The following is a 24,719-nucleotide window of genomic DNA, read 5'->3' on the forward strand; positions in this document are numbered from 1 at the left end:
GTCACCTGCATATGGCCGAAGGTCCTTTGCGGCTCTATTGTCGCAGATGACAATCACTTTGCCGATCACGCCAAACCATGCCGAGACCCACGCCGCCTGTCATCCTCGCCTATCCAGGTGCACAGCAATCCGCTGTCCTGGGTCTCTCTGACATTCTCGCATTTGCCGGGCTGCACCCCCTGATCCTGTCGGAAGCGGCAGACAAACCAGCCTCATGCAGCGCCATCCTATTGCCGCCCGCCGCGCAGACGCCCGATCCCGGCGGCGCTCCGTGGATCACCGACTGGCTCAACGAACGGGCAAGACAGGGCACCCTGATCTGCTCGGCCTGCGTGGGCGTGACATGGATTGCCGCCGCGCGCATCGACGCCGGGCGTGACGTCACAACCCACTGGGGAATCGGCCGTGAAATGCAAAGAACGTGGCCTGATCTCAGGATCGACACCGATCGCCTTGTCATCGAATATTCCGATCTGGTCACCGCCGGTGGGCTCATGGCCTGGATCGATCTAGCCTTGATCGTGATCGAACGTCTGGCCGGGCATGACACCATGCTGGCCACCGCGCGCCATTTCGTCGTCGATCCGGGCCGGCGCGATCAACGCCGGTTCCAGCGATTCCTGCCTGATTTCGACCACGGCGATCAGGCGATCCTGCGCGCCCAGAAACGCATTGAAACCACGCTCGCGGCCCAACACCGGATCACTGACCTTGCCACGGCCCTCGGCCTTTCGGACCGCAGTTTTCAACGCAGGTTCACAAAGGCCACCGGGCACAGCCTTACCGATTACGTGCAGCGCCTGCGCGTCGAACAGGCACGGAATATGCTGGCCGACACCTCCGCCAGTGTGGCCCAAATCGCCAACACCGTCGGCTATGGCGATGTGCCTGCCTTCCACCGGGTCTTTCTCAAGATCGTCGGCATGCCGCCATCCGCCTTCCGCAAGGCGGTACAGGCGCGCTGATCCTCGCGCGCGGCCAGAGGGTTGGCGGGTGGGTCGGCCAGAGGGTCGGCGGGTGGGCGCCTTTGGCCGCAGGCCGAACAGAGCCATCCGGCGACCGCTGGCCCCCGCCGTTGCGCTCTGCTACAGCGCCTCCATGCTCAGGATCGAAAACATCTCTTACTCGGTCGAAGGCCGCCCCCTGTTCGAGGGCGCCTCTGCCACCATTCCCGAAGGTCACAAGGTAGGCCTCGTCGGTCCCAACGGCGCGGGCAAGACCACGCTCTTCCGGTTGATCCGGGGCGAACTGACGCTGGACAACGGCGAGATCACCCTGCCCTCGCGCGCCCGCATCGGCGGCGTCAGCCAAGAGGTCCCCTCGTCCGAAACCTCGCTGATCGACACCGTTCTGGAGGCCGATACCGAACGCGCCGGGCTTTTGGCCGAGGCAGAGACCGCCAGCGATCCCAACCGCATCGCCGAGGTTCAGACCCGGCTTGCCGACATCGACGCATGGAGCGCTGAGGCCCGCGCCTCGACCATCCTGCGCGGTCTCGGGTTCGACGACGCCCAGCAAAAACAGCCCTGTTCGGATTTCTCCGGCGGCTGGCGGATGCGCGTGGCGCTGGCCGGCGTGCTTTTTGCCCAACCCGATGTCCTGCTGCTGGACGAACCGACCAACTATCTCGACCTCGAAGGCGCGCTCTGGCTGGAAAGCTACCTTGCCAAATATCCGCACACGGTCATCGTCATCAGCCACGACCGTGGGCTGTTGAACCGTGCCGTGGGCAGCATCCTGCACCTCGAAGACCGCGCGCTGACCTATTACGGCACGCCCTATGACGGTTTCGTCAAGCTGCGCGCCGAGAAACGTGCGCAGCTCGCGGCCTCTGCCCGCAAACAGCAGGAACGCCGCGCGCATATGCAGGCCTATGTCGATCGCTTCCGCTACAAGGCGTCGAAGGCGAAACAGGCCCAGTCCCGCCTCAAGATGATCGAAAAGATGGACATGATTACCGCGCCCGAAGACGCGGCCAAACGTGTCTTTTCTTTTCCGCAGCCGGATGAACTGTCTCCGCCGATCATCAATATCGAAGGCGGCTCCACCGGTTACGGTGATACCGTCGTGCTGCGGCGGCTGAACCTGCGCATCGATCAGGACGACCGGATCGCGCTTTTGGGCAAGAACGGTCAGGGCAAATCGACCCTGTCCAAGCTGCTCTCCGACCGGTTGCCGCTGATGGAAGGCCGGATGAACCGTTCGTCCAAATTGCGCATCGGCTATTTCGCTCAGCATCAGGTGGACGAACTCCATCTGGATGAAAACCCGATCCAGCACCTGCAACGCGAACGGCCCGACACGCCGCCGGCAAAGTTGCGGGCGCTGCTGGCGGGCTTTGGCCTGATGGCCGCTCAGGCCGAAACCGAGGTCGGGCGCCTATCCGGCGGGCAAAAGGCGCGTCTCTCGCTGTTGCTGGCAACGCTGGACGCGCCGCATCTGCTGATCCTTGACGAACCGACAAACCACCTCGACATCGAAAGCCGCGAGGCGCTGGTCGAGGCGCTGACCGCCTATTCCGGCGCGGTGATCCTTGTCAGCCACGACATGCACCTGCTGAGCATGGTGGCCGACCGGTTGTGGCTGGTGGGCGGCGGCACGGTCCAACCCTACGAGGAAGACCTTGACGCCTATCGCAGCATGCTGCTGTCCCGTGATCCTGCACCGAAACCTTCGGCCCCGGCCCCGCAAAAGCCCAAGCGCCCCTCGCGCGACCGTATCCTCGAACTGCGTGCCGAAGTGCGCAAATGCGAGGACCGGGTGAGCAAGCTGGAGGAGATGCGCGAAAAGCTGGCGACCAAGTTGGCCGATCCCGAGCTTTACGAAGACAGCCGCGTGGGCGAGCTTGAGACCTGGAACCGGAAATACGCCGAGGTCATGGAAGGGTTGAACCGGGCCGAATCCCTGTGGGAGGCCGCGGCCGAGAAACTGGACGCCGCCGAAAGCCTGTAACAGGGCCACGCGGCCAAGAGGCTGGACACGGACCGGACAAGAGACTAGCCCGAACCTCATGGACACCGCCTTTCTCATCAGCGCCTTTGTCACCATCTTCGTGGTGATCGACCCCATCGGGCTGACCCCGATGTTCATCGCGCTGACGCAGGGGGCGGACGCACGGCACCGGCGGGCCGTGGCCTACCGGGCCTGCGGCATCGCCTTGGCCCTGCTGACGCTTTTCGCCTTTTTCGGCGAGGCGGTGCTGGGTTTCATCGGCATTTCCATGCCCGCCTTCCGCATCGCCGGGGGGATCTTGCTGTTCATCACCGCGCTGGACATGCTGTTCGAACGCCGCACCAAGCGGCGTGAGGACAAGGCCGACGAGGAAGATTTCCCGGACCCTTCGGTTTTTCCGCTGGCGATTCCGCTGATCGCGGGCCCCGGGGCGATTGCCTCGATGATTCTGCTTGCGGGCAGCGCGCAGGACGCGCTGCATATGGCCGGGGTGCTGGTGGTCATGGCCGCCGTCCTTGTCCTTGTGCTGCTGATGTTCCTGACTGCCGGTGTGATCGAACGCGCGCTGGGGCGCGTGGGCATCAACGTGGTGACGCGCCTGCTGGGCATGTTGCTGGCCGCACTTTCGGTGCAATTCGTGCTGGACGGGCTGCGCAATTTCGGTCTGGCGCCGGTCTGACCCTGTACCTCGGGCGGGAAATCCCTATCTCTGAATGGGAACCAGCGGGGAAACACCATGTCGGGCGACCAGATTGCCAATCTTATCTATCTTGTCTTGCTTGGCAGCGTGATTGCCGGGTGGTTCTTTGTGCAGAACCGCAACAACCTGAACAAGACGCTCCAATATATGGCGGCCTGGGCGTTGATCTTTCTTGGCGTCGTCGCCGTCTACGGGTTGTGGCAGGACATCCGGCAGACCGTATCGCCGCAGCAGATCGTTGTCGCCAACGAAGGCCGGGTCGAACTGCCCCGCGCGCCGGACGGCCATTACTATGTCACCTTGCAGGTGAACGAGACCCCGGTGCGTTTTGTCGTCGATACCGGGGCAACCTCCATGGTTCTGACGGCGCAGGATGCGCGCCGCGCCGGGATCGACCCGGACAGGCTGCCCTATCTGACTGAGGCCATGACCGCCAATGGCGTGGTTCGCACGGCCCGGGTGACGCTGGATCAGGTGGCCCTTGGCGGCGTCGTCGACAGCCGCGTGCCCGCATATGTCAACGGCGGAGAGATGGCCAATTCGCTGTTGGGAATGAGGTACCTGAACCGCTATTCCAGCATCCAGATCACCGGCGGCAAACTGGTGCTGCAACGCTGACCCGGCAACGGGATCAGCTTTCGGCTTTCTTTTCCCAGCGGCCCGACTCCTCGGACCAGTATTGCGCCTTGCAGCCCGCGCCGGTCAGCGCGCGCCACTGGTTTCGGGCCTGGGCAAGGGCCATTTGGTCGTGGCCGTCAAACAGAACACAGACCCTGTCGAGCCTGCCAACCTCTTCCGGCGTGACATCGGCCCCGTCGATGCTCATGAGGCAGGCCGGGTCATTGGCCGCCTCCGCGCCGGTAATCAACAGGACAGGCTGATCCGCATCATGCGGCCCGCCTGCCAGCCCATGTGGCAGAAAACCTTCTTCGGGACCGAGCCAGAGCTTTTGATCCAGCCATTCCATCCGGTCCGCATGGGTGCCGCGCACCGCGACCTTCCATCCCGCCGCCAACGATTTTTCCAGCAAGACCGGCAGCGTCGTTTCGAGCGGCTGACGGGTGAGATGGTAGAAAAAGACGTCTCCCATGGATGCTCCGCCTGTGGCGCCGGGGGTTGGGGGCGCTGCCCCCCTGGCCTGCGGCCATTCCCCCCGGGATATTTACGGACAGAAGAAAGGCCGGTGTTCAGCCCTGTTCGTAGCGGTCCCGCACGAGGCGATCCAGAGCCATGACACCCCAGCCCGTCGCGCCCTTGGGGGCAAGATCGGTATCCTTGGTCACCTGCGCGACACCGGCGATGTCGAGGTGGATCCAGGGCGTGCCGTCCTTGACGAAACGTTGCAGGAACTGCGCGGCGGTGATTGCGCCACCGGGGCGGCCGCCGACGTTCTTCATGTCTGCCTTCTGGCTTTTGAGCTGGTCGTCATAGGCCTTGCCCAGCGGCAGGCGCCATGCGCCTTCGCCCTCGGTTTCGGCGGCTTTGAGAAAATCGCCCGCCAGCGCGTCATCGTTGGCGAAGACGCCGGCGTTCTCATGTCCCAGAGCGATGATGCAGGCCCCGGTCAGCGTGGCGAGGTCGATCATGGCGGCGGGTTTTTCGCTTTCCTGCGCGTGCCACATGACGTCGGCCAGAACGAGGCGGCCTTCGGCGTCGGTGTTGATGACCTCGATCGTGTCGCCCTTCATCGAGGTGACGATGTCGCCGGGCCGTTGGGCGCGGTCGCTGGGCATGTTTTCGACGAGTCCGACCATGCCAACCACATTGGCCTTGGCCTTGCGCAGGGCCAGCGCCTTCATCACACCGGCGACGGTTCCCGCGCCGCCCATATCCATGGTCATGTCTTCCATGCCAGCGGCCGGTTTCAGGCTGATGCCGCCGGTGTCAAAGACGACGCCCTTGCCGATCAGCGCCAGCGGCGCCCCTTCCCCGCCCTTCCAGCGCATGGTGACCACCTTGGATGGCATGGCAGAGCCCATGCCCACACCCAGCAGGGCCCCCATGCCCAGCTTTTCCAGTTCGGGTTCGTCCAGCACCTCGACTTCGAGGCCGGTGTCGCGCAGCGCTTCGAGCCGGTTGGCAAATTCGGTGGTGGTCAGCACGTTGGCCGGTTCCGAGACGAGGTCGCGGGTGAAGGCCACGCCTTCGGCCACGGCGCGACAGGCGGCAAAGGCGGCCTCGGCTTCGTCCGGGGCCTTGACCATGATCACGGCGGCCTTGGGTGTCTTGGAGGGGTCGGATTTGCGGGCCGTGAAGGCATAGCCGCGCAACGCAAGGCCCAAGGCGATCTCTTCGGGAAGGCGGGTGGCTTCGACCAGAACGGTCAGCGCAGCGGATCCCGCCGCGCGGGCCATGGTGGCTCCGGCCTTGCGCGCCTCGGCGGTCGAGGGGCGGCGCGCCAGCTTGACGATTTCGACGCCTTCCGCCGCCATGCCGACCGGCCATGCCAGGCTCAGCGCCTCGCCCGGTGCCAGTTTCTCGAAGGCCTCGCTTTCGACGGCGCGGCCCACCGCGCCCTTGGTCAGCCGGTTCAGCCGCCGCGCACCGGGGCTGAGCGTGCCTTCGGGCGTCACGACGACGGCCACCCGACCGGCAGCAGCGTCAAGCCCGTCAAGACCTGTTTCGGCAAAGCTGATCGCACGCAGTTCGGTCATATGTCCTACACTCCTAGGCTGGGTTTCGCCCATGACAGGTAACGCTGCCCGCCCCGGTTGACCAGAGCCACCTTTCCCATTCCCGCGCGATCTACTAAGTTGCCTGCACCGGGACGGGTCTGGGGGGACCAAGCCTTTGCAGAGATTCGACAGATATGTGCTGTCGCAACTTATGGTGGTGTTCGGCTTTTTCGCCCTAGTCCTTGTGGCTGTCTATTGGGTGAACAAGGCCGTTGCGCTGTTCGACCGCCTGATTTCAGACGGGCATTCCATCCCTGTGGTGATGGAATTCACCGTGCTGTCGCTGCCTGCGGTGATTGCGCAGGTGCTGCCTCTCGCCTCGTTCGCGGCGGCGGTTTATGTCACCAACCGGCTGACATCGGACAGCGAGATGACGGTGGTTCAGGCGACCGGTTATTCGCCGTGGCGGCTGGGCCGTCCGGTGCTGTTGTTCGGGATCATCGTGGCGCTGATGATGTCGGTCCTGACCCATCTTCTGGTGCCGAAATCTCTGGAACAGCTTCGGGTGCGCGAAAAGGCGCTGTCGGGATCGGTCAGCGCGCGGTTGTTGCGCGACGGCGTGTTCCTGCACCCGGTCAAGGGCGTGACCTTTTACATCCGCGACATTACCCCAGAAGGCGAGTTGCGTGATGTTGTGTTGTCCGACAGGCGGATGACCGGGCGCGACGTGATCTATTCGTCGGAAAAGGCCTATCTGCTGCGTGACGACGGTGGCCCGAAACTGGTGATGCTGTCCGGCATGGCGCAGACCATGGACCTTGAGACGCGCCGCCTGTCGACGACCAATTTCAACGACCTCGTCTATGATGTTTCCGAGCTGGTCACCGCGGCACCGCCCACACGTCGGCGGCTGAATTACATGTCCACGGCCGAACTGATCACGGATCCTGTCGCCTCGGCCGCCGAGTCGAAAGACCGCCCCGGAGAGGCGCTGGAGGAAGGGCATCTGCGGTTCCAACTGGCCTTGCTTGTCCTGATCGCTCCGTTGATCGGCTATTCCGCCCTGATGGTCGGCGGTTTCTCGCGCTTTGGCGTGACGCGGCAGATCGTCTTTGCAATCGTCCTGCTTGTCCTGACCAAGATGGTCGAAAGCCTTGTCTCGGACCCGGTGCGCGGCGATCCCAAGCTTTGGCCGATGGTCTATCTGCCCAGCCTCGTGGGTCTGACCATCGTCGCGGTGCTGTTGTGGCAGGCGTCGCGCGTTCACAGGCCCCGGCGGCGCCAGCCCCCGGCGCAGGAGTCCGCGGCATGATCCTGCATCTGTATTTCGCGCGGCGGTTCCTTTGGATGTTCCTCAGCGTCTTTGGCATCTTTGCCCTGTTTCAGGGAATGCTGGACCTGATCGAGGAAATGCGCCGCTTCGACGACACGGTCAGTTTCGGTCAGGTTTTGCAGGTGGTGCTGATGAAGCTGCCCGCCGGTATGTACGAGATCATCCCGCTCGTCATGATCCTTGCCACCATCGCGCTGTTCATCGGGCTGGCGCGCTCGTCCGAACTGGTGGTGACGCGGGCCGCGGGACGGTCCGGTGTGGTCGCCCTGATGGCCCCCGCGACGGTGGCGCTGATCCTTGGCGGGCTGATCGTGGCGCTGTTGAACCCGATCGTGTCGGCCACCTCGAAACGCTATACGGAACTGCGCGAGATCTATGAAAACGGGTCCGCCGCGGCGCTGTCCATCGGCCCCGAGGGGCTGTGGCTGCGCCAGGGCGGTCAGGACGGACCGGCGGTGATCCACGCCGCCCGCGCCAATGCCGAGGCGACAGAGCTTTTCGACGTGTCAATCGTCGTCTACGCGCCCGGCGGCGGCCCCGCGACGCGAATCGTGGCGGATACCGCGCGGCTGGAAGACGGCTATTGGGTGCTGAACACGGCCAAGGCCTGGCCGTTGACCGCCGGCCTGAACCCCGAGGCCGGGGCACGTGAACACGAAGAATTGCGCCTGGCCTCCAGCCTGACGCAGGACAGCATCCGTGACCGTTTTGGCAAACCCTCTGCTGTCGCGATCTGGGACTTGCCCGCCTTTATCGACGGGCTTGAAGAGTCAGGTTTTTCGGCCCGACGGTACGTTGTCTGGCTGCACATGGAACTGTCGCGCCCGCTGTTCCTGGTGGCGATGACGCTGCTGGGCGCGGCCTTTACGATGCGGCCCACGCGCCTCGGCCGGACAGGAATTGCCATCCTCTCGGCGGTCCTGCTTGGCTTCGGACTGTATTACGTGCGAAGTTTCGCCCAGATCATGGGGGAAAACGGTCAACTGGCACCACTTATCGCTGCCTGGGTGCCACCGGTGGCTTCGGTTCTCCTTGCGTTGGGGTTGGTCTTGCATATGGAGGACGGATGAGGCGTGCGCTGACATATCTGGCCGGGCTGCTGCTGTCCGCCGCCCTGCTGGCCCCCCCGGCCCTTGCGCAAGAGACCGCACAACCGGCGATGCTGGTGGCGGATTCCGTCTATCTGGAAGGCGACAGCCGTCTGGTCGCCACCGGCAATGTCGAAGCGTTCCACGATGGTCTGCGCATGACCGCTGGCAGCATCGTCTATGACCAGTCCACCGACCAACTGGTGATCGACGGTCCGATCCGCATCATCGACGAGGCGGGCAATGTCATCACCGCGACCTACGCCGAGATGGATCAGGGATTGCGCAACGGCCTGTTGGCGGGCGCGCGCATGGTGCTGGACCAGCAATTGCAACTGGCCTCGGTCGAGGCGCGGCGGGTCAACGGACGGTACACACAACTGAGCAAAGTGGCCGTCACCTCCTGTCAGGTCTGCGGCAAACGGCAGGTGCCGCTGTGGCAGATCCGCGCCTCGCGCGTGGTGCATGATCAGGAAGAACGGCAGCTTTACTTTGACGATGCACAACTGCGGGTGCTGGATTTCCCGATCTTTTACCTGCCCCGGATGCGCCTGCCCGATCCCACGCTGAAACGGTCGCGCGGCTTTCTGATCCCCACGATCCACAGCAGCACGCTGTTGGGATTTGGGATCAAGACACCCTATTTCTTTCCCATTGGACAGCATCAGGACCTGACGCTGACACCCTATGTCTCGCCCAAGACGCGCACCTTGGAATTCCGCTATCGCCGCGCCTTCAACGCGGGAAAACTGACGCTCGAAGGCGGCGTGACCTCTGACACGCTGAAGGCGGACCAGACGCGCGGCTACCTCTTTGCCGAGGGTGAGTTCCTTGTGGCGCGGGAATTCAAGCTGAGCTTCAACCTCAAATCGGTCACAGATGACGCCTATCTGAACGATTACGACATCACGACCGCCGACCGGCTGGCCAGTGACGTTTCGCTGTCGCGTTTTCGCTACAACGGTTTCATGCAGGCCAGCATCCTGAACTACGAAACCCTGCGGGATTTCGAAAACAACGCGACCCAACCGCGGTTCATCGCCGACTATGTGATCGAGCGCCGCTATTTCCCCAGCCTCGGGGGCGAATTCCGATTCAACGCCGAAACCCACGGCCACCTGCGCCAGTCCAAGCTGGACGTAGACGGACCGGATGACGACACGGATGTCGACGGGCGCGACGTGGCCCGTATCAACGCCGAGATGAGCTGGCGCAACCGCTGGACGCTGGCCGGGGGAATCCGCGCCGGGCTGTCCGCGCATCTCTGGGTCGATCATTACCTGACCGAACAGGACGCCACATCCGACGCCGAGGTCAGCCGCGCGATTCCCGGGCTTGCGGCGGAATTCCGCTATCCTCTGCAACGGCAGGACGGACGCGGAGGGCGCACCCTGCTGGAACCGGTCTTGCAAGTCGGCTGGGTCGGTGGCGAACGCCTGAAGAACCCCAATGACGAAAGCACCCGCGTCGAATTCGACGAGGCCAACCTGCTGTCCCTGTCGCGTTTTCCGGCGGCCGACCGCCGGGAACACGGCGTCACCGTGGCGGCGGGGCTGCGCTGGCTGCACCATGCCCCGGGCGGCTGGTCGGCGGCGCTGACGCTGGGCAAGGTCTGGCGCGGCACGGAGGATGCGGATTTCTCCTTGTCTTCGGGCCTGTCCGGCAAGAACTCTGACCTGCTGATCGCCGGGCGGTTCTCGAACCCGCTGGGCCTGTCGATCTCGGCCCGCGGCCTGCTGGATTCCAACGCCGAGATTTCCAAGGCCGAGGCCCGCGCCGGCTGGTCGAACACGCGCATGGATCTTGGCGCGTCATATCTTTTGCTGGTTGCGGACCCGGACGAGGACCGCGACCTGACACAATCCGAATGGACCTTCGATGGTCGCTATCAGGTGAACCGCCACTGGGCGACCTCGGGTGAGGCGCGCTATGACATTGCCGACCGCCGGGTTGACCGGCTTGGGGTCGGCCTGCAATACCGCAACGAGTGTATCCAGGTGGACTTCCAGGTGACGCGCGATTACGCCTCTTCCAGCAATATCGAACCGTCCACCGATTTCGACCTGACCGTCGCGCTGACTGGGTTCGGCGCTGGCAACAGTGGCAAGGAGTATCGCCGCACATGTTCGTTCTGACCCGTTTGCTCGCCCCTGCCATCGCAGCTTTGGGGATTGCCTTGGCGCCCCTGCCAGTTTCCGCGCAAAATCTCTTTGCCCCTGCGATTCAGGTGAACGACAGCGTGATCACCTATTACGAACTGCAACAGCGCAAGCGCATGTTGCAGGTGCTTCAGGCCCCCGGCGACTCGACCAAGCTGGCGCGCGAACAGCTGATCGACGACCGGCTGCGGCTTCAGGCGGCGCGCGACAATGGCATTCGCCCGACGGATGAGGAAATCCTTGACGGCATGGCGGAATTTGCCGGTCGCGCCAATATGAGCCGCGATCAGTTCGTGGCCGCGCTAGCCGCCGAAGGTGTTGCGGAACAGACCTTCCGTGATTTTGTGCACGCCGGTCTTAGCTGGCGGCAACTGGTTCAGGCGCGCTTTGGCGGTCGGGCCTCTGTCTCCGAGGATGAAATCGACCGCGCCCTGTCCCGGCAGGGCACCGGCAGCAACGTTCAGGTTCTGCTTTCGGAACTCATCATGCCCGTGCCGCCGGGTCAGGAAGAGCTGGTCAGCACCCGCGCCGAGCGGATTTCGCAGCTCAAGAGCTTTGGCGCCTTCTCGGCCGAGGCGCGCCAGTATTCCGCCACCGCCACGCGCGATGCCGGCGGACGCCTGCCGTGGCAGAACCTTGCCGACCTGCCGCCGCCGCTGCAACCGCTGCTTCTGGGTCTTGCGCCGGGCGAAGTGACCGCTCCGATCCCGCTGGAGGGCGCCATCGCGCTGTTCCAGATGCGCGACATCCGCGAAACCGGATTTGCCCCCGCCAAGGTCGCCGCCGTGGAATATGCCGCCTATTACATGCCCGGTGGCCGTTCCGCCGAAACGCTGGCCCGCGCGCGCCAGATCGCAGGCCAGGTGGACCGCTGCGATGACCTTTACGGCATCGCCAAGGGCCAGCCGGAAGAAGTGCTGGAGCGCGGCACCCTGCCTGTCGAGGAACTGCCCACGGACATCGCACTGGAACTGTCCAAGCTGGATCCGGGCGAAGTCTCCACGGCGCTGACGCGGTCCGGCGGTCAGACACTGGTTTTCCTGATGCTCTGCGGCCGGTCCGCCGACCTGTCGGAAGAGGTCGACCGCAGCCAGATCACCATCGGTCTGCGCAATCAGCGGCTGGGCAAGCTTGCGGATGGCTATCTTGCGCAGCTGCGCGCCGACGCGCTGCTTGTCGAGAAATGAGCCCGCGCGCGCCCGTCGCGCTAAGCTGTGGTGAACCTGCCGGGATCGGCCCTGAATTGGCCGAAGCGGCTTGGCAGGAGCTGAAAGCGGACTTGCCCTTTGTCTGGATCGGCGATGCCCGTCACCTGCCGGGGACCGTGCCGCATGTGATCTTGCAGGATCCCGCAGAGGCAGGGACCGTATCTGCCCGGGCACTGCCGGTCTGGCAGATCGACATGCCCGGCCCCCGTATCCCCGGACAGCCGCAGGCCAGCCATGCAGCCGGTGTGATCCGCGCCATCGAAGAGGCGGTGCAACTGGTGCAGCAAGGGCGCGCTGGCGCGGTCTGTACCCTGCCGATCCACAAGCAGGCGCTGGCCGAAGGCGCGAATTTCGCGTTCCCCGGCCATACTGAATTTCTTGCCCATCTCGCGGGGGTTGACGAGGTGGTGATGATGCTGGCCTCGGACCGGCTGCGGGTTGTGCCGGTGACCATCCATATCGCCATCGCTGATGTGCCGGCGACCCTGACGGCGGACCTGCTGGAGCGTCGCATCCGCATCACGCATGAGGCGCTGGTGCGCCAGTTCGGCATCGCTGCGCCGCGACTGGCAGTGGCCGGCCTGAACCCCCATGCCGGCGAAGGCGGACGTATGGGCCACGAAGACGCACAGGTGATCGCCCCGGTGCTGGCCCAGCTGCGCGCCGAAGGCATGGACCTGCGCGGCCCCCTGCCCGCCGATACCATGTTTCACGACCGGGCGCGCGCCGGCTATGACGCTGCGATCTGCATGTATCACGATCAGGCACTGATCCCGATCAAGACGCTGGACTTCGACGAAGGTGTGAACCTGACGCTGGGCCTGCCTTTCGTGCGCAGTTCGCCCGATCACGGGACAGCCTTTGACATCGCGGGCAAGGGGGTGGCGAACCCGTCATCGACCCTTGCCGCCTTGCGCATGGCGGCCAACCTGTCGTGACGGGGGCGCTGCCCCCTCTGCGCGTGCCGCGCATTCACCCCCGGGATATTTTTGGACAGAAGAAGACATGAGCCGTATCGACGATCTGCCCCCCCTTCGCGAGGTGATCGCGCAGCATCAATTGTCGGCGCGCAAGGCGCTGGGTCAGAATTTCTTGCTGGATCTCAACCTGACGGCGCGGATTGCACGGATCGCCGGAGATCTGTCACAGACCGATGTGCTGGAAGTGGGCCCCGGGCCCGGAGGATTGACCCGTGGATTGCTGGCCGAGGGGGCCCGCAAGGTTCTGGCGGTAGAGAAGGATCCGCGCTGTCTGCCGGTTCTGGCCGAGATTGCCGAAGCCTATCCCGGGCGGCTGGAAGTGATCGAGGGCGATGCGCTGGAGGTGGCGGCGGAGGCACATCTGGCCGCGCCTTATGCGATCTGCGCCAACCTGCCCTATAACGTGGGGACCGAACTGTTGGTGCGGTGGTTGACGCCGCCGCAATGGCCACCGGCCTGGCGTTCGCTGACGTTGATGTTCCAGAAAGAAGTGGCCGAGCGGATCGTGGCGGACCCCGGGTCCAAGGCCTATGGGCGGTTGGCGATCCTTGCCCAGTGGCGTTGCGATGCGCGGATAGCGCTGACCCTGCCGCCGGGGGCTTTTACGCCGCCGCCCAAGGTCAGCTCGGCGGTCGTGCATCTGACCGCCCTGCCCGCGCCGAGGTTCGAGGCCGATGCCAAGGTATTGGAGAGGGTTGTGGCAACCGCCTTTAACCAGCGGCGCAAAATGCTGCGCGCAGCGTTGAAAGGTCTGTCACCGGAAATCGAGGATCACTTGGCCGCTGCCGGGATCGCCCCCACCGAGCGGGCGGAGCGCGTGCCTTTGGAGCAATTCTGCGCCCTGGCGCGGAGCCTGGACGCGGCGTGAGCCGCGTCCCTCAGGTGCATTCCGCGGCTTGAGCCGCGCTGGGAAGGCGGTTATTCCGCCGCGTCCGGTGCGGGAGGCGTGCTGTCCGCCGATGCCGCCGCATCCGGTGCTGCCTCTGCCACCTTGGGTTCAGGCTTTTTGCGGGGTTTGCGCGGCGCGCGCGGTTTTTTCGGTTTCTCGGCGGGCTTGTCCGCGCTGTCGGCCGGTTTGGCCTCGGACGGAGCCTCGGGGGCGGCTGCTTCGGCAGGGGTCTCTGCCGCAGGTTCGGCAATGGTGCCCGGCAGGGTCGGTTGCACCTCGGCCCGCGATTCCGGCGTTTCGACAAGACCCGGACCGTCGTCGTCAGAGCCGCCAAGGTCCACCACATCCGCCGACATGGACGGCGCGGCCGCCTCGGGTTGAGGCGCGGGATCGGGACGCGCGGTCTTTTCCTGCTTTTCGCTGCGGTCCGGTTTGTCCGCCTTGTCGGCGTCGGATGTATCGCGCTGCGCCCGCTCGCGATCCCGCTGGGCCTGCCGTTCCCGGTTTTCGCGTTCCTGCTGTTCGCGGCGCTGGTCCTGTTCGCGCTGCGCCTCGCTCAGCAGGCGCATGTAGTGTTCGGCGTGCTGCTGAAAGTTTTCGGCGGCCACACGGTCATTGCCGAGGGCCGCGTCACGGGCCAGCTGGTTGTACTTGTCAATGATCTGCTGCGGCGTACCGCGCACCTTGCCCTCGGGGCCGCTGCTGTCGAACACACGGTTGACGACATTGCCCAGCGAGTTGCGGTTACGGTTGTTCTTGCTCCGCGAGCGGGATTTGGACGAACGCATATTTTTTGGTTTCCAGCCTTATTCCGACGGCTTGGTGACAGGGTACGGCGCGTCCTGCGCCAATCCGGTAGTGTCACCTTCATGTTGGCTTGTCGTTGCGCAGGACCGGCCCAAGGGCCATTCGACTAGGCAACTGATCATGAATATGCATATGGCCCGGTCAGTGACAAGAGAAAATGGCGAAAACAGGGTGTTTCGGCGCGAAAATGTCGCTACTTGCGCGCCTTTGTGCCCAGAACGACGCGGTCACGCCCGGCCAGATCGGGGATCACCCGCACGCCGCGCAGGCCCGCCTGCGCAAAGAGGCGCGACACCGCCATTCCCTGCGATGCACCGATTTCCACGATCAGGCGACCGCCCGGCGCCAGATAGGGCGACATACCGTCCAGAATCAGCCGGTAGGCGCTAAGTCCGTCGGCTTCGTCCGTCAGCGCAAGACGTGGTTCGTGGTCCCGCACCTCGGGCGCGAGAAAGGGCATTTCATTGACCGCGATATAGGGCGGATTCGATACGATCAGATCAAATTCGCCATCCTCGGGCGTCAAGGCCGTGTACCAGCTTCCCTCGCGCAGGTCGGCGCGCGGCTCCAGCGACAGCGCGTTGCGATTCCAATAGGCCACGTTCAGCGCCTGCGGCGAGACATCGGTGCCCAGGCCCACCGCGCCTTCGCGCTCGGCCAGCAGCGTCAGCAGGATGCACCCCGAACCGGTGCCCAGATCCAGCACCGTGGCGAAGGGTTCGGTCAGCGCCACCTCGATCAGGGTTTCGGTTTCCGGGCGCGGATCCAGCGTTTCCGGCGTCACAAGGAAATCGCGCCCGTAAAAGGCGCGACGGCCCACAAGATGGCTCACCGGTTCGCGCGCGGCGCGCCTGTCGACCAGCGCCTGAAACGCGGCTTCCATCTCCGGGCTGACAGGTTCCGGCAGGAACAGCGTCAGTCGCCCCGGCGGCACCTTCAGCACGTGACTAAGCAGGCGGCGGGCATCGCGGCCCGCATCGGGCACATCGGCCGCGACCAGTTGCGCCGTCGCCCGCGCCAAAAGATCCGATCCACGTGCCATGGCGCTCAGGTCTCCAGCTCGGCCAGTTGCGCGGCCTGACTATGGGCGGTCAGCGCGTCGATGATCTCGTCCAGATCGCCCTGCATGATCTGTTCAAGCCGGTAGAGCGTCAGCCCGATACGATGGTCAGTCATACGGCCCTGCGGAAAGTTGTAGGTCCGGATACGTTCCGAGCGGTCGCCCGATCCCACCTGTGCCTTGCGGTCCGCCGAGCGTTCGGCATCCGCCGCCTGCCGCTGTTGGTCATATAGACGCGCGCGCAGCACCTGCATGGCGATCTCGCGGTTGCGGTGCTGCGATTTCTCGGAACTGGTCACGACGATGCCGGTGGGCAGATGGGTGATCCGCACCGCCGAGTCGGTGGTGTTGACGTGCTGCCCGCCTGCCCCCGAGGATCGCATGGTATCAATGCGCAGGTCGTTCGGGTCGATGCGGATGTCGACCTCTTCGGCCTCGGGCAACACGGCCACCGTGGCCGCCGAGGTGTGGATACGGCCGCCGGATTCGGTTTCCGGCACGCGCTGCACGCGATGGACACCGCTTTCGAATTTCAGCCGGGCAAAAACACCCTCACCCACGATCCGAACCACCAGTTCGCGCACGCCCCCCAGTTCAGAGTGCTGTTCCTCGATCACCTCCCAGCGCCAGCCGCGGGCCTCGGCATAACGTTGGTACATCCGAGCCAGGTCGCCGGCAAAGAGCGCGGCCTCATCCCCGCCCGTACCCGGCCGGATTTCCAGCATTGCGGGGCGCGCATCGGCGGCATCGCGCGGCAACAGCGCCAGTTGCACGGCATGTTCGGCCTCAGGCAGGCGGGCCCGCAGACCGGGCAGTTCTTCCTCGGCCAGCGCCTTCATCTCGGGGTCGGCCAGCATGGCCTCTGCCTCCTCGATGTCGGCCACCAGCCGTTCCCATTCCGCGATCTGGCTGACCACCGGGCGCAATTCGGCGTATTCGCGGCCAAGGGCGGCAATGTCGCCCTCGCCCGAGGACATCCGCGCCTCGACATATTCGAGCCGTTCCTTGATCTGTTGAAGTCGGTCTGTCGGGATCATTCGGGATGCATTGCCGAAAGCGCGCAGGGCGTCAAGCGCCCCGCGTCATTCGCCGCGCGGGCCCAGCCGCGCCAGCCAGCTTTCCACCCGTTCGCGGTTGACGCCCAGATCCGACTGGCCAAAGCGCGACCGCGCCCAAAGTTCCAGCACCCCGTCATTGACGCGCACCGTCGTGTAATCGGGAAAACCCATCCAGAGCGAACGCGTGACATAGGTCGCCTGCCCTTCGGCAACGCTGCCGAACAGCAGTTCGGTTCGCGGGGTTTCAAGGATCACGGAATGCAACCGCTGAAAGCGGCCCTCACTTGCCGGGATGCGCCGCCGCACCCCGTTGGCAAGGTCTTGGTCGGCGGTCACCTTGGGATCCACGTGCCAGTCCGCAGGGTCAGAGGGCGCAAGCCGGATCCAGCCCAGCAGCGCCACGACGATAATCAGGATCAGGAAGAATACCATGCGCAAGGCGCGTCTCTCTTCGTCAGGGTCTTGAAAGGGGGCATGCCATGCCGCCCCCCGATTCTGAAAGCCAAGCTTTCGCGACAGGCGCCGAAATCAGCCGGCGCGACGGGTCCAGCCCCAAAGACACAGCAATTCGACCGCAACATGAGCAGCCGCAACAGCGGTCGCGCCGGTTGTGTCGAAGGGCGGTGACACTTCGACCACGTCGCCGCCCTTTACGTCCAGCCCGGCAAGATGGCGCAGGATCACCGCCGCCTGATGGCTGGTCAGCCCGCCCCAGACCGGCGTCCCCGTGCCCGGGGCAAAGGCCGGGTCCAGCGCGTCGATATCAAAGGTGATATAGCAGGGTTGTCCGCCCACGATCTCATGCACCCGTTCGGCGATGCGTTCGGGGCCTTCGCGGTGCACCTGCCGCGCATCGAGGATGTTAAAGCCGTGGGTGTCGGGGTTGTCGGTGCGAATGCCGATCTGAACCGAACGTTCCGGCACCACCAGCCCCTCTTTCGCGGCCTTGTACATAAAGGTTCCGTGATCGACCCGTGCCATGTCGTCGTCGGTCCATGTGTCGGTATGGGCGTCGAACTGGATCACGCTGAGCGGACCGTGTTTTTCCGCGTGGGCACGCAAACAGCCGTGCGTCACCGAATGGTCGCCCCCCAACGCGATGCAGGCCGCCCCTGCCCGCAGGATCTCGCCCACATGTTCGGCAATCCGCCCCGGCACATCGGCGGGCATGGCATAGTCGAACGGCATGTCGCCGTAATCCGCGATGGCGAATTCCGACATCACATCATAGCCCCAGCCATAAGGCGCGTCGAAAGGCTGCAAGGTCGAGGCCTCGCGGATCGCGCGCGGCCCCAGCCGTGTGCCGGGCCGATTCGTCACCGCCTGATCAAAAGGCAGCCCCGTCACGGCCACGTCGACCCCGGTCAGATCCTTGGTGTACTTGCGCCGCAGAAAGGACGTCGCCCCGGCAAAGGCGTTTTCAAAGGACTGTCCCTTCAGATCCTCGCGGGTAAAGGCGTGGTCGATCTGGCGTTTCGCGTCTTCAAGGCTCATCGCGGCATCCTTGTGCTGAGGTCCCTCACAGGTATCCCCGCACCCGGCGCGGGACAAGTGGCCGCGACAGGGACAACACTGAAACCGGCGGCGCGTCGGGCGCGCCACCGGGGTCGCAGCGGCATCAACCTGCCGAAACTTCCATGTCCCACAGGGTTTCGTGGTATTTCCGCACATCCTCGCCAAAGGCCGGCGGATGCACGGTGCGGAACTTGTGGCTGTCCTGCGGGATCACCTCGACCATGACATCCACCATGCCCTGCGGATCGAACTGGAAATCCGGGTCGGCGAACATGCCCTGCATGTCGCGCAGGGGCTGTTCGGGGGTAAAGTTCTGCGCCGGATCGAACCACTGATCGACGGTTTCATACATCCGGTCGTTGAACCCGGTGTCGAAGGGACCGGGGTTGATGGTGGCCACCTGCACGCCCAGCGGTGCCAATTCCAACTGCATCAACTGGAAAATCGCCTCGACCGCGTGTTTCGACGCGGTGTAGGGCGCGAGGAACGGATAGGGCATCAACCCGGCCGTCGAAGAGACCACGACGATCTTGCCAGCCCCGCGTCGCGCAAAGATAGCGGCGAATTTCTGCGCCAGTTCCACGGTCCGAAAAACGTTGATCTCAAAGACATGGCGATACCGTTCCATCGGGATCTCGGCCGCCGGACCGGTTTCGCCGGTCGCGGCGTTGGCGACGAAAATGTCCACCTCTGCGCCGTATTTGCGCAGGATGGTGTCATGGTCGGCCTCCTTGGTGTATTCCAGCTTGTCCACCACGATATCGGCCCCCGCCTCGACCGCCGCGGCCCGCAAGCTAGACACCTGCGGCCAGTTTTCTACCGTGGCGATGACCTTGTGCCCCGCCTTGGCCAGCCCAAGGGCGGTGCCCTTGCCCAAGCCGCTGCCTGCTCCGGTGATCAGGATCGTCTTGCTCATCTCGGCGCTCCTTTTTTGCGCTGTTTCCGTCTGCCCGGATACCTATGGAGACCGCACCGCCACCGACAGCAACGTTCCTGCCAAGGATTTGCCCGATCCTGCCCGATTTGCCCTGATCCGCTTGCCGAGCGCCCGGGATCATGCATTTTTCGCCTCAGCAGCCGGAGAACGGATATGAGCTTTGCCGAGGATTTCGCCGCCCTGAGGACGATCTACAGCTTTCCGCAGGCTGCCGGCGTGGTGGAAACCTACATGCCGCAGGTGCGGTTCTTCTGGGCCACCGAACCGGTGCCGCGCGCGCCCTTGCTGTATGATACCGGCATCGTCGTGATCGGACAGGGCCACAAGATCGGCCACTGGAACGGCCAGAGCTTTCGTTACGACCGCGATCACTATCTTGTCTCCAGCCTGCCCACGGCACTGGAATGCGAAACCCGCGCCAGCCCTGAGGAACCGATTCTTGGGATCTTCATCGACATCGACACACCCCGGCTACACCAGATGATCGAACGGGTGGAACGCCATTCTCCCGATCATGATTTCAACGGTCAGGACATACTTGCGGGTATCGAACCGGTGCGCATGAACGCCCCCATGCAGCAGGCGGTCGAACGGTTGCTGCATTGCCTGCGCTCGAAACTGGACAGCGATGTGCTGGGCCCCGCCATCCTCGAAGAAATCACCTTTCGCGCCCTGCTGGACGATCACGGCACGGCTCTGGCCGCGCTGACGCGACAAGACACGCATCACGCAAGGATCGCCCGCGCCCTGTCCTATCTTCAGGAAAACTATAGCGCCGCCATTTCGGTCGAGGCGCTGGCCGAACAGGCCAACATGAGCGCCTCGGCCTTTCACCGCGCCTTCAAGACAGTGACAGGGGAAAGCCCCCTGCAATACCAGAAGAAACTGCGCCTGAACCGCGCCCGCCAGATGATCCTGCGCGAAGGCCTGCGGGTCGGCACCGCCGCCAACCGCGTGGGCTATGAAAGCGTCTCGCAGTTCAGCCGCGAGTTCAAACGCTACTTCGACGTCCCGCCAAGCGCCGCCCAAGACGGCGCCTATGCCGAGATGTTCCGCTGACCCGCCTCAACCCAGCGGTAGCGCCTTTTCCACCAGCCGGGCAAAAAAGCTGGCCCCGATCGGCGCGATGCTGTCGTTGAAGTCATATCTGGGATGATGACAGACCGGCGTGTCCCCCTGACCGAGGAACAAATAGGCACCGGGCCGCGCCTCCAGCATGTATGAAAAATCTTCGCCCGGCATGATCGGGGGCGAGTCGATGTCCACCGCATCGGCTCCCACGACCTCGCGCGCGACCTGCGCCGCGAATTCCGCCTGCTCGGGATGGTTGATCGTGGGCGGATAACCGTCGATGTAGTCCAGCTCCGCGCTCATGCCGAAACTCTTGGCCTGAAATTCGGCGATCTCGGCCATGCGCGACTTGACCAGCGTCTGAACGTCCTTGTCGAAATAACGCACCGTGCCGTTCAAAACCGCCGTCTCCGGCACGATGTTCATGGCCGAGCCGGTGTGGATCTGCGTCACGCTGACCACCAGCCGCTCCAGCGCATCGACGTTGCGACTGACGATGGTCTGCAAGGCCTGCACCATCGAGGCGGCGCAAACCACCGGATCCCGTGTCTGGAACGGCATCGCTCCATGGCCGCCCTGCCCGGTGATGATGATCGTGAATTCATCGACCCCCGCCAACAAGGCACCCCGGTTGGTCAACATTTGCCCGACCTCTCCGCCCGGCATGTTGTGAATGCCATAGACTTCTTCGATGTCGAAACGGTCCATCATGCCTTCTTCGACCATGATGCGCCCGCCGCCCTCGTTTTCCTCGGCCGGTTGAAAGATCAGCGCCACGCGACCCGCAAAGTTGCGCGTCTCCGCAAGATATTTCGCCGCTCCCAAAAGCATGGTGGTATGCCCGTCATGGCCACAGGTATGCGCCATGCCCGGCACCTTCGAAGCATGCTCCGTCCCCGACAGATCCTCCATTGGCAGCGCGTCCATGTCGGCCCGCAAGCCGATGGTCCGGCCCGGCGCGCGGCCCTCGACAATGGCCACAACACCGGTCCGCGCAATGCCGGTGTGGATCTCGGTGATGCCAAACCCCTTCAACCTTTCAACCACGAAATCGGCGGTCTTGAAACAATCCAGCCCCAGTTCCGGATGCTGGTGCAGGTGCCGCCGCCAGGCAGTCATTTCCGGTTCCAGGGCGGCGATTGAATTGACGATGGGCATGGACATGTCTCCTTTGCCGCGCAGACTGCCTGTTGCAAAGGACATTGAAAAGAGCTTGCGTGCCGCCGGTTTTAAACCGGGCAATGAGTATTTTTACCAAGAAGAAACCAAAAGCCTGCCCCAAGGGCGCGCGCCTGGCTTCTTCTTGGCTCAAATACTCAAAACAGCGGGCCGATCAGCCAAGGGCGTGACGTTTCTCGATGAGCGCTGCAAAGAAGCTGGCGCCGAATGGTGCCGCCGCATCGTTGAAGTCGAATTTCGGGTGATGGACTGAAGGGCCAAGTCCCTGACCCAGAAACAGGAAAGCGCCCGGACGTGCGTTCAGCATGTAAGAAAAATCTTCGGCACCCATCTCGGGCGGCAGGTCATCGACGGCGCGCGATGACACCTGGCGGGCGATTTCCGTGGCAAAGAGAGTTTGATCGGCGTGGTTGATGGTGGGTGGATAGTTGCGCTGGTAATCAAGTGCCGCCTCGACGCCGTAGCCGGTCGCCACGCTGGACACGATTTCGGTGATGCGGGACTGTGCCATGTTGCGAACTTCGGGCGTCAGGCTGCGCACGGTGCCGCCCAGCGTGACCTCTTGGGGGATGATGTTCGAGGCGCTGCCGCCGTGTAGCATGGTCAGCGAGACCACAAGGGCCGCCAGTGGATCGGTGTTGCGCGACACCACGGTTTGCAGGGCTTGCCCGATGGCAAGGGCTGCGGGCATGGGATCGCGGCAGGTTTGGGGATAGGCCGCGTGCCCGCCCTGCCCCTTGACGGTGATATAGAATTCATCCGCCGCGGCCATGATCGGCCCCGGCGTGGTTCGGAACTCTCCCAGTTCCCCGAAGGGATCGGTATGCAGCGCATAGACTTCTTCGATGCCAAACCGGTCCATGATGCCCTCTTCGACCATGATCCGGCCGCCGCCGATGGTTTCTTCGGCCGGTTGAAAGATCAGCACCACACGGCCAGTGAACCGGCGCGTTTCGGAAAGGTATCTGGCCGCCCCCAGCAGCATGGCCGTATGCCCGTCATGGCCGCAGGCATGCATCCGGCCCGGCACCGTGCTGGCCCATTCCGCGCCTGTTTCCTCTTGCATCGGCAGCGCGTCCATGTCGGCCCGCAGACCTGTTACCGGCCCGTCCCCCTGCCCCTTGATTACGGCCACCAGCCCGCTGGTGGCGATGCCCTCGTGGATCTCGGTCACGCCCATGTCTCGCAGGCGGGCGGCCACGAAAGCCGCCGTGTCATGGCAGTCGAGGCTCAGTTCCGGGTGCATGTGCAGGTGGCGGCGCCATCCCGCCATCTCTTCGGCAAAACCGGCAATACGATTGATGACCACCATGGCTGGACTCCCTGCGCCCGATCCCTCATGTCGGAAACCATGATGCCAAAGCGGGAGCGGATGCAATGAGCGACGACCTGATCCACGATCCGAAAGGCGGGATGCCGCGACTGGTCGAGATCATGCGGCGGTTGCGCGATCGCGACACGGGCTGTCCCTGGGATCTTGAGCAGAGCTTTGCGACCATCGCGCCCTACACCATCGAAGAGGCCTATGAAGTGTCCGACGCCATCGAACGTGAGGCGTGGGACGAACTGAAGGGCGAGTTGGGAGACCTTTTGTTCCAGTCGGTCTTTCACGCGCAGATGGCCTCGGAGGCGGGGTTGTTCACCTTTGACGAGGTGGCCGACGGCATGTCGGACAAGATGGTGGCGCGGCACCCGCATGTTTTCGGCGAGGAAAGCCGGGACAAGTCCGCCGACCAGCAGACCCGCGACTGGGAGACGATCAAGGCAGCCGAGCGTGCGGCCAAGGCCGAAACCGGTGTGCTGGATGGGGTGGCGCTTGGCTTGCCGGCGCTGCTGCGGGCGGTAAAGCTGCAAAAGCGGGCCGCGCGCGTGGGCTTTGACTGGCCCACCACCGACGAGGTCATGGACAAGCTGCGCGAGGAGATGGACGAACTGCGTCAGGCCGAAGATGCCGACCATCGGTTCGAGGAATTCGGAGACCTGCTGTTCGTTATGGCCAACCTTGGCCGTCACATGGGGATCGACCCCGAGGCGGCGCTGCGGGCGGCCAATGCGAAATTCACCCGTCGGTTCCAGGCGATCGAGGCGGCGCTGGCCGAAGACGGGCGGCGGCCCGAGGACAGCGACCTTGAGGAAATGGATCGCCTGTGGGACGCGGCCAAGGCGGCGGAAAAAGCCGCGAAATAGGCGTTACCCGTAGCCCAGTACCATCAGGACCAGCGGGATCGTCACCACGGCAGCGAGGGTCTGAAACGTGACCAGCCCCGCCATCAGCGTGCCGTCGCCGTTCAACTGCCGGGTCAGCACATAGGCCGTGGGCGCGGTGGGGATCGCCGAAAAGACCACCAGCACCAGCGCCTCGACCCCGTTCAGGCCAAAGCCCCAGGCCACCAGCGCCGCCAGCATCGGCATCCCCAACAGACGCAGCGCCGCATTGCCGCCAACCACCAGCCCATCGCGGCCAAGCGCCTTGGGTTGCAGCGCGGCCCCGACGCAAAGCAGGCCAAGCGGCAGGCTGCCCCGCGCCAGCAATTCGAGGAAGGTGCCGATTCCAAAAGGCAGGCCCAGATCCAGCAGCGCCAGCGCAATACCCAGCAGACAGGCGAGAATCAGCGGGTTGCGCAACATGGTCTTGAGCAGCGCGCCGGGGCGGCGCAGAACGTCGCGTTCGCTGAGCGCCATGATCGACAGCACGTTGACGAAGGGCACGCAGATCGCAAGGTAGACCGCCGCGCGTTCGACCCCCGTGCTGCCCGCGATGCTGGCCGTAACGGCGAGGCCAAGGTAGGTGTTGAACCGTACCGCGCCCTGAACCGCCGGACCAAAGCGGGCCGCCGGCGCGGGAAAGACCCGCCGCGCAATGGCCATGGCCACGACCGCAAGCGTGATCGTCGCCAGCGCCGCCGCGCCCAGCCGCAGGATCTGCGGATCATCCAACGGCGCCTTCACAAGGCTGGAGACCAGCAGCGCGGGAAACAGCAGGAAATAATTGAGCCGTTCAGCTGCGGGCCAGAAAGCGGGATCGGGAAATCCCTTTCGCATCAGCACGAAGCCAAGGCAGATCAGGGCAAAAAGCGGCCAGATGGTGATGAACAGCACGGGGTTTTGGCCTTTTGGCAGCGGGGAATTGCAGGGCCCAAAATGAAAAACGGCGCGCCCCAAGGGCAC

23 protein-coding genes are annotated in these 24,719 nt (G+C 64.3%); 12 read left to right on the forward strand and 11 right to left on the reverse strand.

Annotated features, from left to right (window positions below; all coding sequences use genetic code 11):
- Positions 1–77: 77 nt before the first annotated feature.
- The 4 genes from KJP30_RS05170 (at position 78) to KJP30_RS05185 (ending at position 4,270) form a co-directional block, all read left to right on the forward strand.
- Positions 78–965: a GlxA family transcriptional regulator gene (locus KJP30_RS05170; RefSeq protein WP_218447920.1), complete on the forward strand. Its 888-nt coding sequence runs from the start codon at positions 78–80 to the stop codon at positions 963–965.
- A 133-nt stretch (positions 966–1,098) separates the two neighbouring features.
- The gene (locus tag KJP30_RS05175; RefSeq protein ID WP_218447921.1) at positions 1,099–2,952 is read left to right on the forward strand and encodes an ABC-F family ATP-binding cassette domain-containing protein; all 1,854 of its coding nucleotides are present in this window, start codon (positions 1,099–1,101) and stop codon (positions 2,950–2,952) included.
- A gap of 58 nt (positions 2,953–3,010) precedes the next feature.
- Complete coding sequence (locus tag KJP30_RS05180) at positions 3,011–3,631, forward strand: MarC family protein (RefSeq protein ID WP_218447922.1); 621 nt, start codon at positions 3,011–3,013, stop codon at positions 3,629–3,631.
- Between the two features lie 57 nt (positions 3,632–3,688).
- Positions 3,689–4,270: a TIGR02281 family clan AA aspartic protease gene (locus KJP30_RS05185; RefSeq protein ID WP_218447923.1), complete on the forward strand. Its 582-nt coding sequence runs from the start codon at positions 3,689–3,691 to the stop codon at positions 4,268–4,270.
- A gap of 13 nt (positions 4,271–4,283) precedes the next feature.
- Here KJP30_RS05185 and KJP30_RS05190 read toward each other — a convergent pair whose 3' ends face one another.
- Together KJP30_RS05190 and KJP30_RS05195 are read right to left on the reverse strand one after the other, a co-directional pair.
- Entirely contained in the window at positions 4,284–4,742 is a 459-nt protein-coding gene (locus tag KJP30_RS05190; protein ID WP_218447924.1) for a DNA polymerase III subunit chi, read from the reverse strand.
- Between the two features lie 97 nt (positions 4,743–4,839).
- A complete protein-coding gene (locus tag KJP30_RS05195) occupies positions 4,840–6,306 on the reverse strand; it encodes a leucyl aminopeptidase (RefSeq protein ID WP_218447925.1) in 1,467 nt (488 codons plus the stop codon).
- A 157-nt stretch (positions 6,307–6,463) separates the two neighbouring features.
- Here KJP30_RS05195 and lptF point away from each other — a divergent pair, with 157 nt between their 5' ends.
- The 6 genes from lptF to rsmA all read left to right on the forward strand — a co-directional run bounded on the left by lptF (position 6,464) and on the right by rsmA (position 13,903).
- Positions 6,464–7,579, forward strand: a complete 1,116-nt coding sequence (gene lptF, locus KJP30_RS05200) for an LPS export ABC transporter permease LptF (RefSeq protein ID WP_218447926.1) — start codon at positions 6,464–6,466, stop codon at positions 7,577–7,579.
- Positions 7,576–8,670: an LPS export ABC transporter permease LptG gene (gene lptG / locus KJP30_RS05205; protein WP_218447927.1), complete on the forward strand. Its 1,095-nt coding sequence runs from the start codon at positions 7,576–7,578 to the stop codon at positions 8,668–8,670. The genes lptF and lptG overlap by 4 nt, the downstream gene beginning before the upstream one ends.
- Positions 8,667–10,823: an LPS-assembly protein LptD gene (locus KJP30_RS05210; RefSeq protein WP_218447928.1), complete on the forward strand. Its 2,157-nt coding sequence runs from the start codon at positions 8,667–8,669 to the stop codon at positions 10,821–10,823. Before lptG ends, KJP30_RS05210 begins: the two co-directional genes overlap by 4 nt.
- Positions 10,811–12,034 (forward strand): SurA N-terminal domain-containing protein, encoded by a 1,224-nt coding sequence (locus KJP30_RS05215; RefSeq protein WP_218447929.1) that lies wholly within the window; start codon positions 10,811–10,813, stop codon positions 12,032–12,034. The genes KJP30_RS05210 and KJP30_RS05215 overlap by 13 nt, the downstream gene beginning before the upstream one ends.
- The gene (gene pdxA, locus KJP30_RS05220) at positions 12,031–12,993 is read left to right on the forward strand and encodes a 4-hydroxythreonine-4-phosphate dehydrogenase PdxA (protein WP_218447930.1); all 963 of its coding nucleotides are present in this window, start codon (positions 12,031–12,033) and stop codon (positions 12,991–12,993) included. Before KJP30_RS05215 ends, pdxA begins: the two co-directional genes overlap by 4 nt.
- Before the next feature lie 67 nt (positions 12,994–13,060).
- Complete coding sequence (gene rsmA / locus KJP30_RS05225) at positions 13,061–13,903, forward strand: 16S rRNA (adenine(1518)-N(6)/adenine(1519)-N(6))-dimethyltransferase RsmA (RefSeq protein WP_218447931.1); 843 nt, start codon at positions 13,061–13,063, stop codon at positions 13,901–13,903.
- Between the two features lie 50 nt (positions 13,904–13,953).
- On the opposite strand, the gene KJP30_RS05230 is transcribed toward rsmA, so the two are convergent.
- The 6 genes from KJP30_RS05230 to KJP30_RS05255 form a co-directional block, all read right to left on the reverse strand.
- Complete coding sequence (locus tag KJP30_RS05230) at positions 13,954–14,712, reverse strand: DUF4167 domain-containing protein (protein WP_218447932.1); 759 nt, start codon at positions 14,710–14,712, stop codon at positions 13,954–13,956.
- 212 nt (positions 14,713–14,924) lie between these two features.
- Complete coding sequence (prmC, locus tag KJP30_RS05235; protein WP_218447933.1) at positions 14,925–15,773, reverse strand: peptide chain release factor N(5)-glutamine methyltransferase; 849 nt, start codon at positions 15,771–15,773, stop codon at positions 14,925–14,927.
- Between the two features lie 5 nt (positions 15,774–15,778).
- The gene (gene prfA, locus KJP30_RS05240) at positions 15,779–16,828 is read right to left on the reverse strand and encodes a peptide chain release factor 1 (protein WP_218447934.1); all 1,050 of its coding nucleotides are present in this window, start codon (positions 16,826–16,828) and stop codon (positions 15,779–15,781) included.
- A gap of 45 nt (positions 16,829–16,873) precedes the next feature.
- Positions 16,874–17,281 (reverse strand): DUF1499 domain-containing protein, encoded by a 408-nt coding sequence (locus KJP30_RS05245; protein ID WP_218447935.1) that lies wholly within the window; start codon positions 17,279–17,281, stop codon positions 16,874–16,876.
- Positions 17,282–17,377: 96 nt separating this feature from the next.
- Positions 17,378–18,343: an agmatinase gene (speB, locus tag KJP30_RS05250; RefSeq protein ID WP_218447936.1), complete on the reverse strand. Its 966-nt coding sequence runs from the start codon at positions 18,341–18,343 to the stop codon at positions 17,378–17,380.
- 124 nt (positions 18,344–18,467) lie between these two features.
- Complete coding sequence (locus KJP30_RS05255; protein ID WP_218447937.1) at positions 18,468–19,280, reverse strand: SDR family oxidoreductase; 813 nt, start codon at positions 19,278–19,280, stop codon at positions 18,468–18,470.
- A gap of 174 nt (positions 19,281–19,454) precedes the next feature.
- On the opposite strand from KJP30_RS05255, the gene KJP30_RS05260 reads away from it, so the two are divergent.
- Entirely contained in the window at positions 19,455–20,360 is a 906-nt protein-coding gene (locus tag KJP30_RS05260) for an AraC family transcriptional regulator (RefSeq protein WP_218447938.1), read from the forward strand.
- A gap of 6 nt (positions 20,361–20,366) precedes the next feature.
- Here KJP30_RS05260 and KJP30_RS05265 read toward each other — a convergent pair whose 3' ends face one another.
- Together KJP30_RS05265 and KJP30_RS05270 are read right to left on the reverse strand one after the other, a co-directional pair.
- Complete coding sequence (locus KJP30_RS05265; RefSeq protein WP_218447939.1) at positions 20,367–21,530, reverse strand: M20 aminoacylase family protein; 1,164 nt, start codon at positions 21,528–21,530, stop codon at positions 20,367–20,369.
- A gap of 175 nt (positions 21,531–21,705) precedes the next feature.
- Complete coding sequence (locus tag KJP30_RS05270; protein WP_218447940.1) at positions 21,706–22,863, reverse strand: M20 aminoacylase family protein; 1,158 nt, start codon at positions 22,861–22,863, stop codon at positions 21,706–21,708.
- Positions 22,864–22,928: 65 nt separating this feature from the next.
- Between KJP30_RS05270 and mazG the strand changes: the two genes are divergently transcribed.
- Positions 22,929–23,738 carry a nucleoside triphosphate pyrophosphohydrolase gene (gene mazG, locus KJP30_RS05275; protein ID WP_218447941.1) on the forward strand — a complete coding sequence of 270 codons (810 nt, stop codon included), beginning with the start codon at positions 22,929–22,931 and terminating at the stop codon, positions 23,736–23,738.
- A gap of 3 nt (positions 23,739–23,741) precedes the next feature.
- Here the strand turns inward: mazG and KJP30_RS05280 are convergent, their stop codons facing one another.
- Complete coding sequence (locus KJP30_RS05280; protein ID WP_218447942.1) at positions 23,742–24,650, reverse strand: AEC family transporter; 909 nt, start codon at positions 24,648–24,650, stop codon at positions 23,742–23,744.
- Between the last annotated feature and the right edge of the window lie 69 nt (positions 24,651–24,719).

This window comes from Antarctobacter sediminis, assembly GCF_019218285.1.
Lineage (GTDB): Bacteria > Pseudomonadota > Alphaproteobacteria > Rhodobacterales > Rhodobacteraceae > Antarctobacter > Antarctobacter sediminis.

Coding starts and splice junctions, on each gene's coding strand:
- KJP30_RS05190 (WP_218447924.1), bottom strand. CDS start 4,742: ATGGGAGACGTCTTTTTCTACCATCTCACCCGTCAGCCGCTCGAAACG.
- KJP30_RS05195 (WP_218447925.1), bottom strand. CDS start 6,306: ATGACCGAACTGCGTGCGATCAGCTTTGCCGAAACAGGTCTTGACGGG.
- KJP30_RS05215 (WP_218447929.1), top strand. CDS start 10,811: ATGTTCGTTCTGACCCGTTTGCTCGCCCCTGCCATCGCAGCTTTGGGG.
- pdxA (WP_218447930.1), top strand. CDS start 12,031: ATGAGCCCGCGCGCGCCCGTCGCGCTAAGCTGTGGTGAACCTGCCGGG.
- rsmA (WP_218447931.1), top strand. CDS start 13,061: ATGAGCCGTATCGACGATCTGCCCCCCCTTCGCGAGGTGATCGCGCAG.
- KJP30_RS05270 (WP_218447940.1), bottom strand. CDS start 22,863: ATGGTGGTCATCAATCGTATTGCCGGTTTTGCCGAAGAGATGGCGGGA.
- KJP30_RS05175 (WP_218447921.1), top strand. CDS start 1,099: ATGCTCAGGATCGAAAACATCTCTTACTCGGTCGAAGGCCGCCCCCTG.
- KJP30_RS05170 (WP_218447920.1), top strand. CDS start 78: ATGCCGAGACCCACGCCGCCTGTCATCCTCGCCTATCCAGGTGCACAG.
- lptG (WP_218447927.1), top strand. CDS start 7,576: ATGATCCTGCATCTGTATTTCGCGCGGCGGTTCCTTTGGATGTTCCTC.
- KJP30_RS05255 (WP_218447937.1), bottom strand. CDS start 19,280: ATGAGCAAGACGATCCTGATCACCGGAGCAGGCAGCGGCTTGGGCAAG.
- KJP30_RS05185 (WP_218447923.1), top strand. CDS start 3,689: ATGTCGGGCGACCAGATTGCCAATCTTATCTATCTTGTCTTGCTTGGC.
- KJP30_RS05245 (WP_218447935.1), bottom strand. CDS start 17,281: ATGGTATTCTTCCTGATCCTGATTATCGTCGTGGCGCTGCTGGGCTGG.
- KJP30_RS05260 (WP_218447938.1), top strand. CDS start 19,455: ATGAGCTTTGCCGAGGATTTCGCCGCCCTGAGGACGATCTACAGCTTT.
- KJP30_RS05265 (WP_218447939.1), bottom strand. CDS start 21,530: ATGCCCATCGTCAATTCAATCGCCGCCCTGGAACCGGAAATGACTGCC.
- speB (WP_218447936.1), bottom strand. CDS start 18,343: ATGAGCCTTGAAGACGCGAAACGCCAGATCGACCACGCCTTTACCCGC.
- prfA (WP_218447934.1), bottom strand. CDS start 16,828: ATGATCCCGACAGACCGACTTCAACAGATCAAGGAACGGCTCGAATAT.
- KJP30_RS05230 (WP_218447932.1), bottom strand. CDS start 14,712: ATGCGTTCGTCCAAATCCCGCTCGCGGAGCAAGAACAACCGTAACCGC.
- prmC (WP_218447933.1), bottom strand. CDS start 15,773: ATGGCACGTGGATCGGATCTTTTGGCGCGGGCGACGGCGCAACTGGTC.
- mazG (WP_218447941.1), top strand. CDS start 22,929: ATGAGCGACGACCTGATCCACGATCCGAAAGGCGGGATGCCGCGACTG.
- KJP30_RS05180 (WP_218447922.1), top strand. CDS start 3,011: ATGGACACCGCCTTTCTCATCAGCGCCTTTGTCACCATCTTCGTGGTG.
- KJP30_RS05210 (WP_218447928.1), top strand. CDS start 8,667: ATGAGGCGTGCGCTGACATATCTGGCCGGGCTGCTGCTGTCCGCCGCC.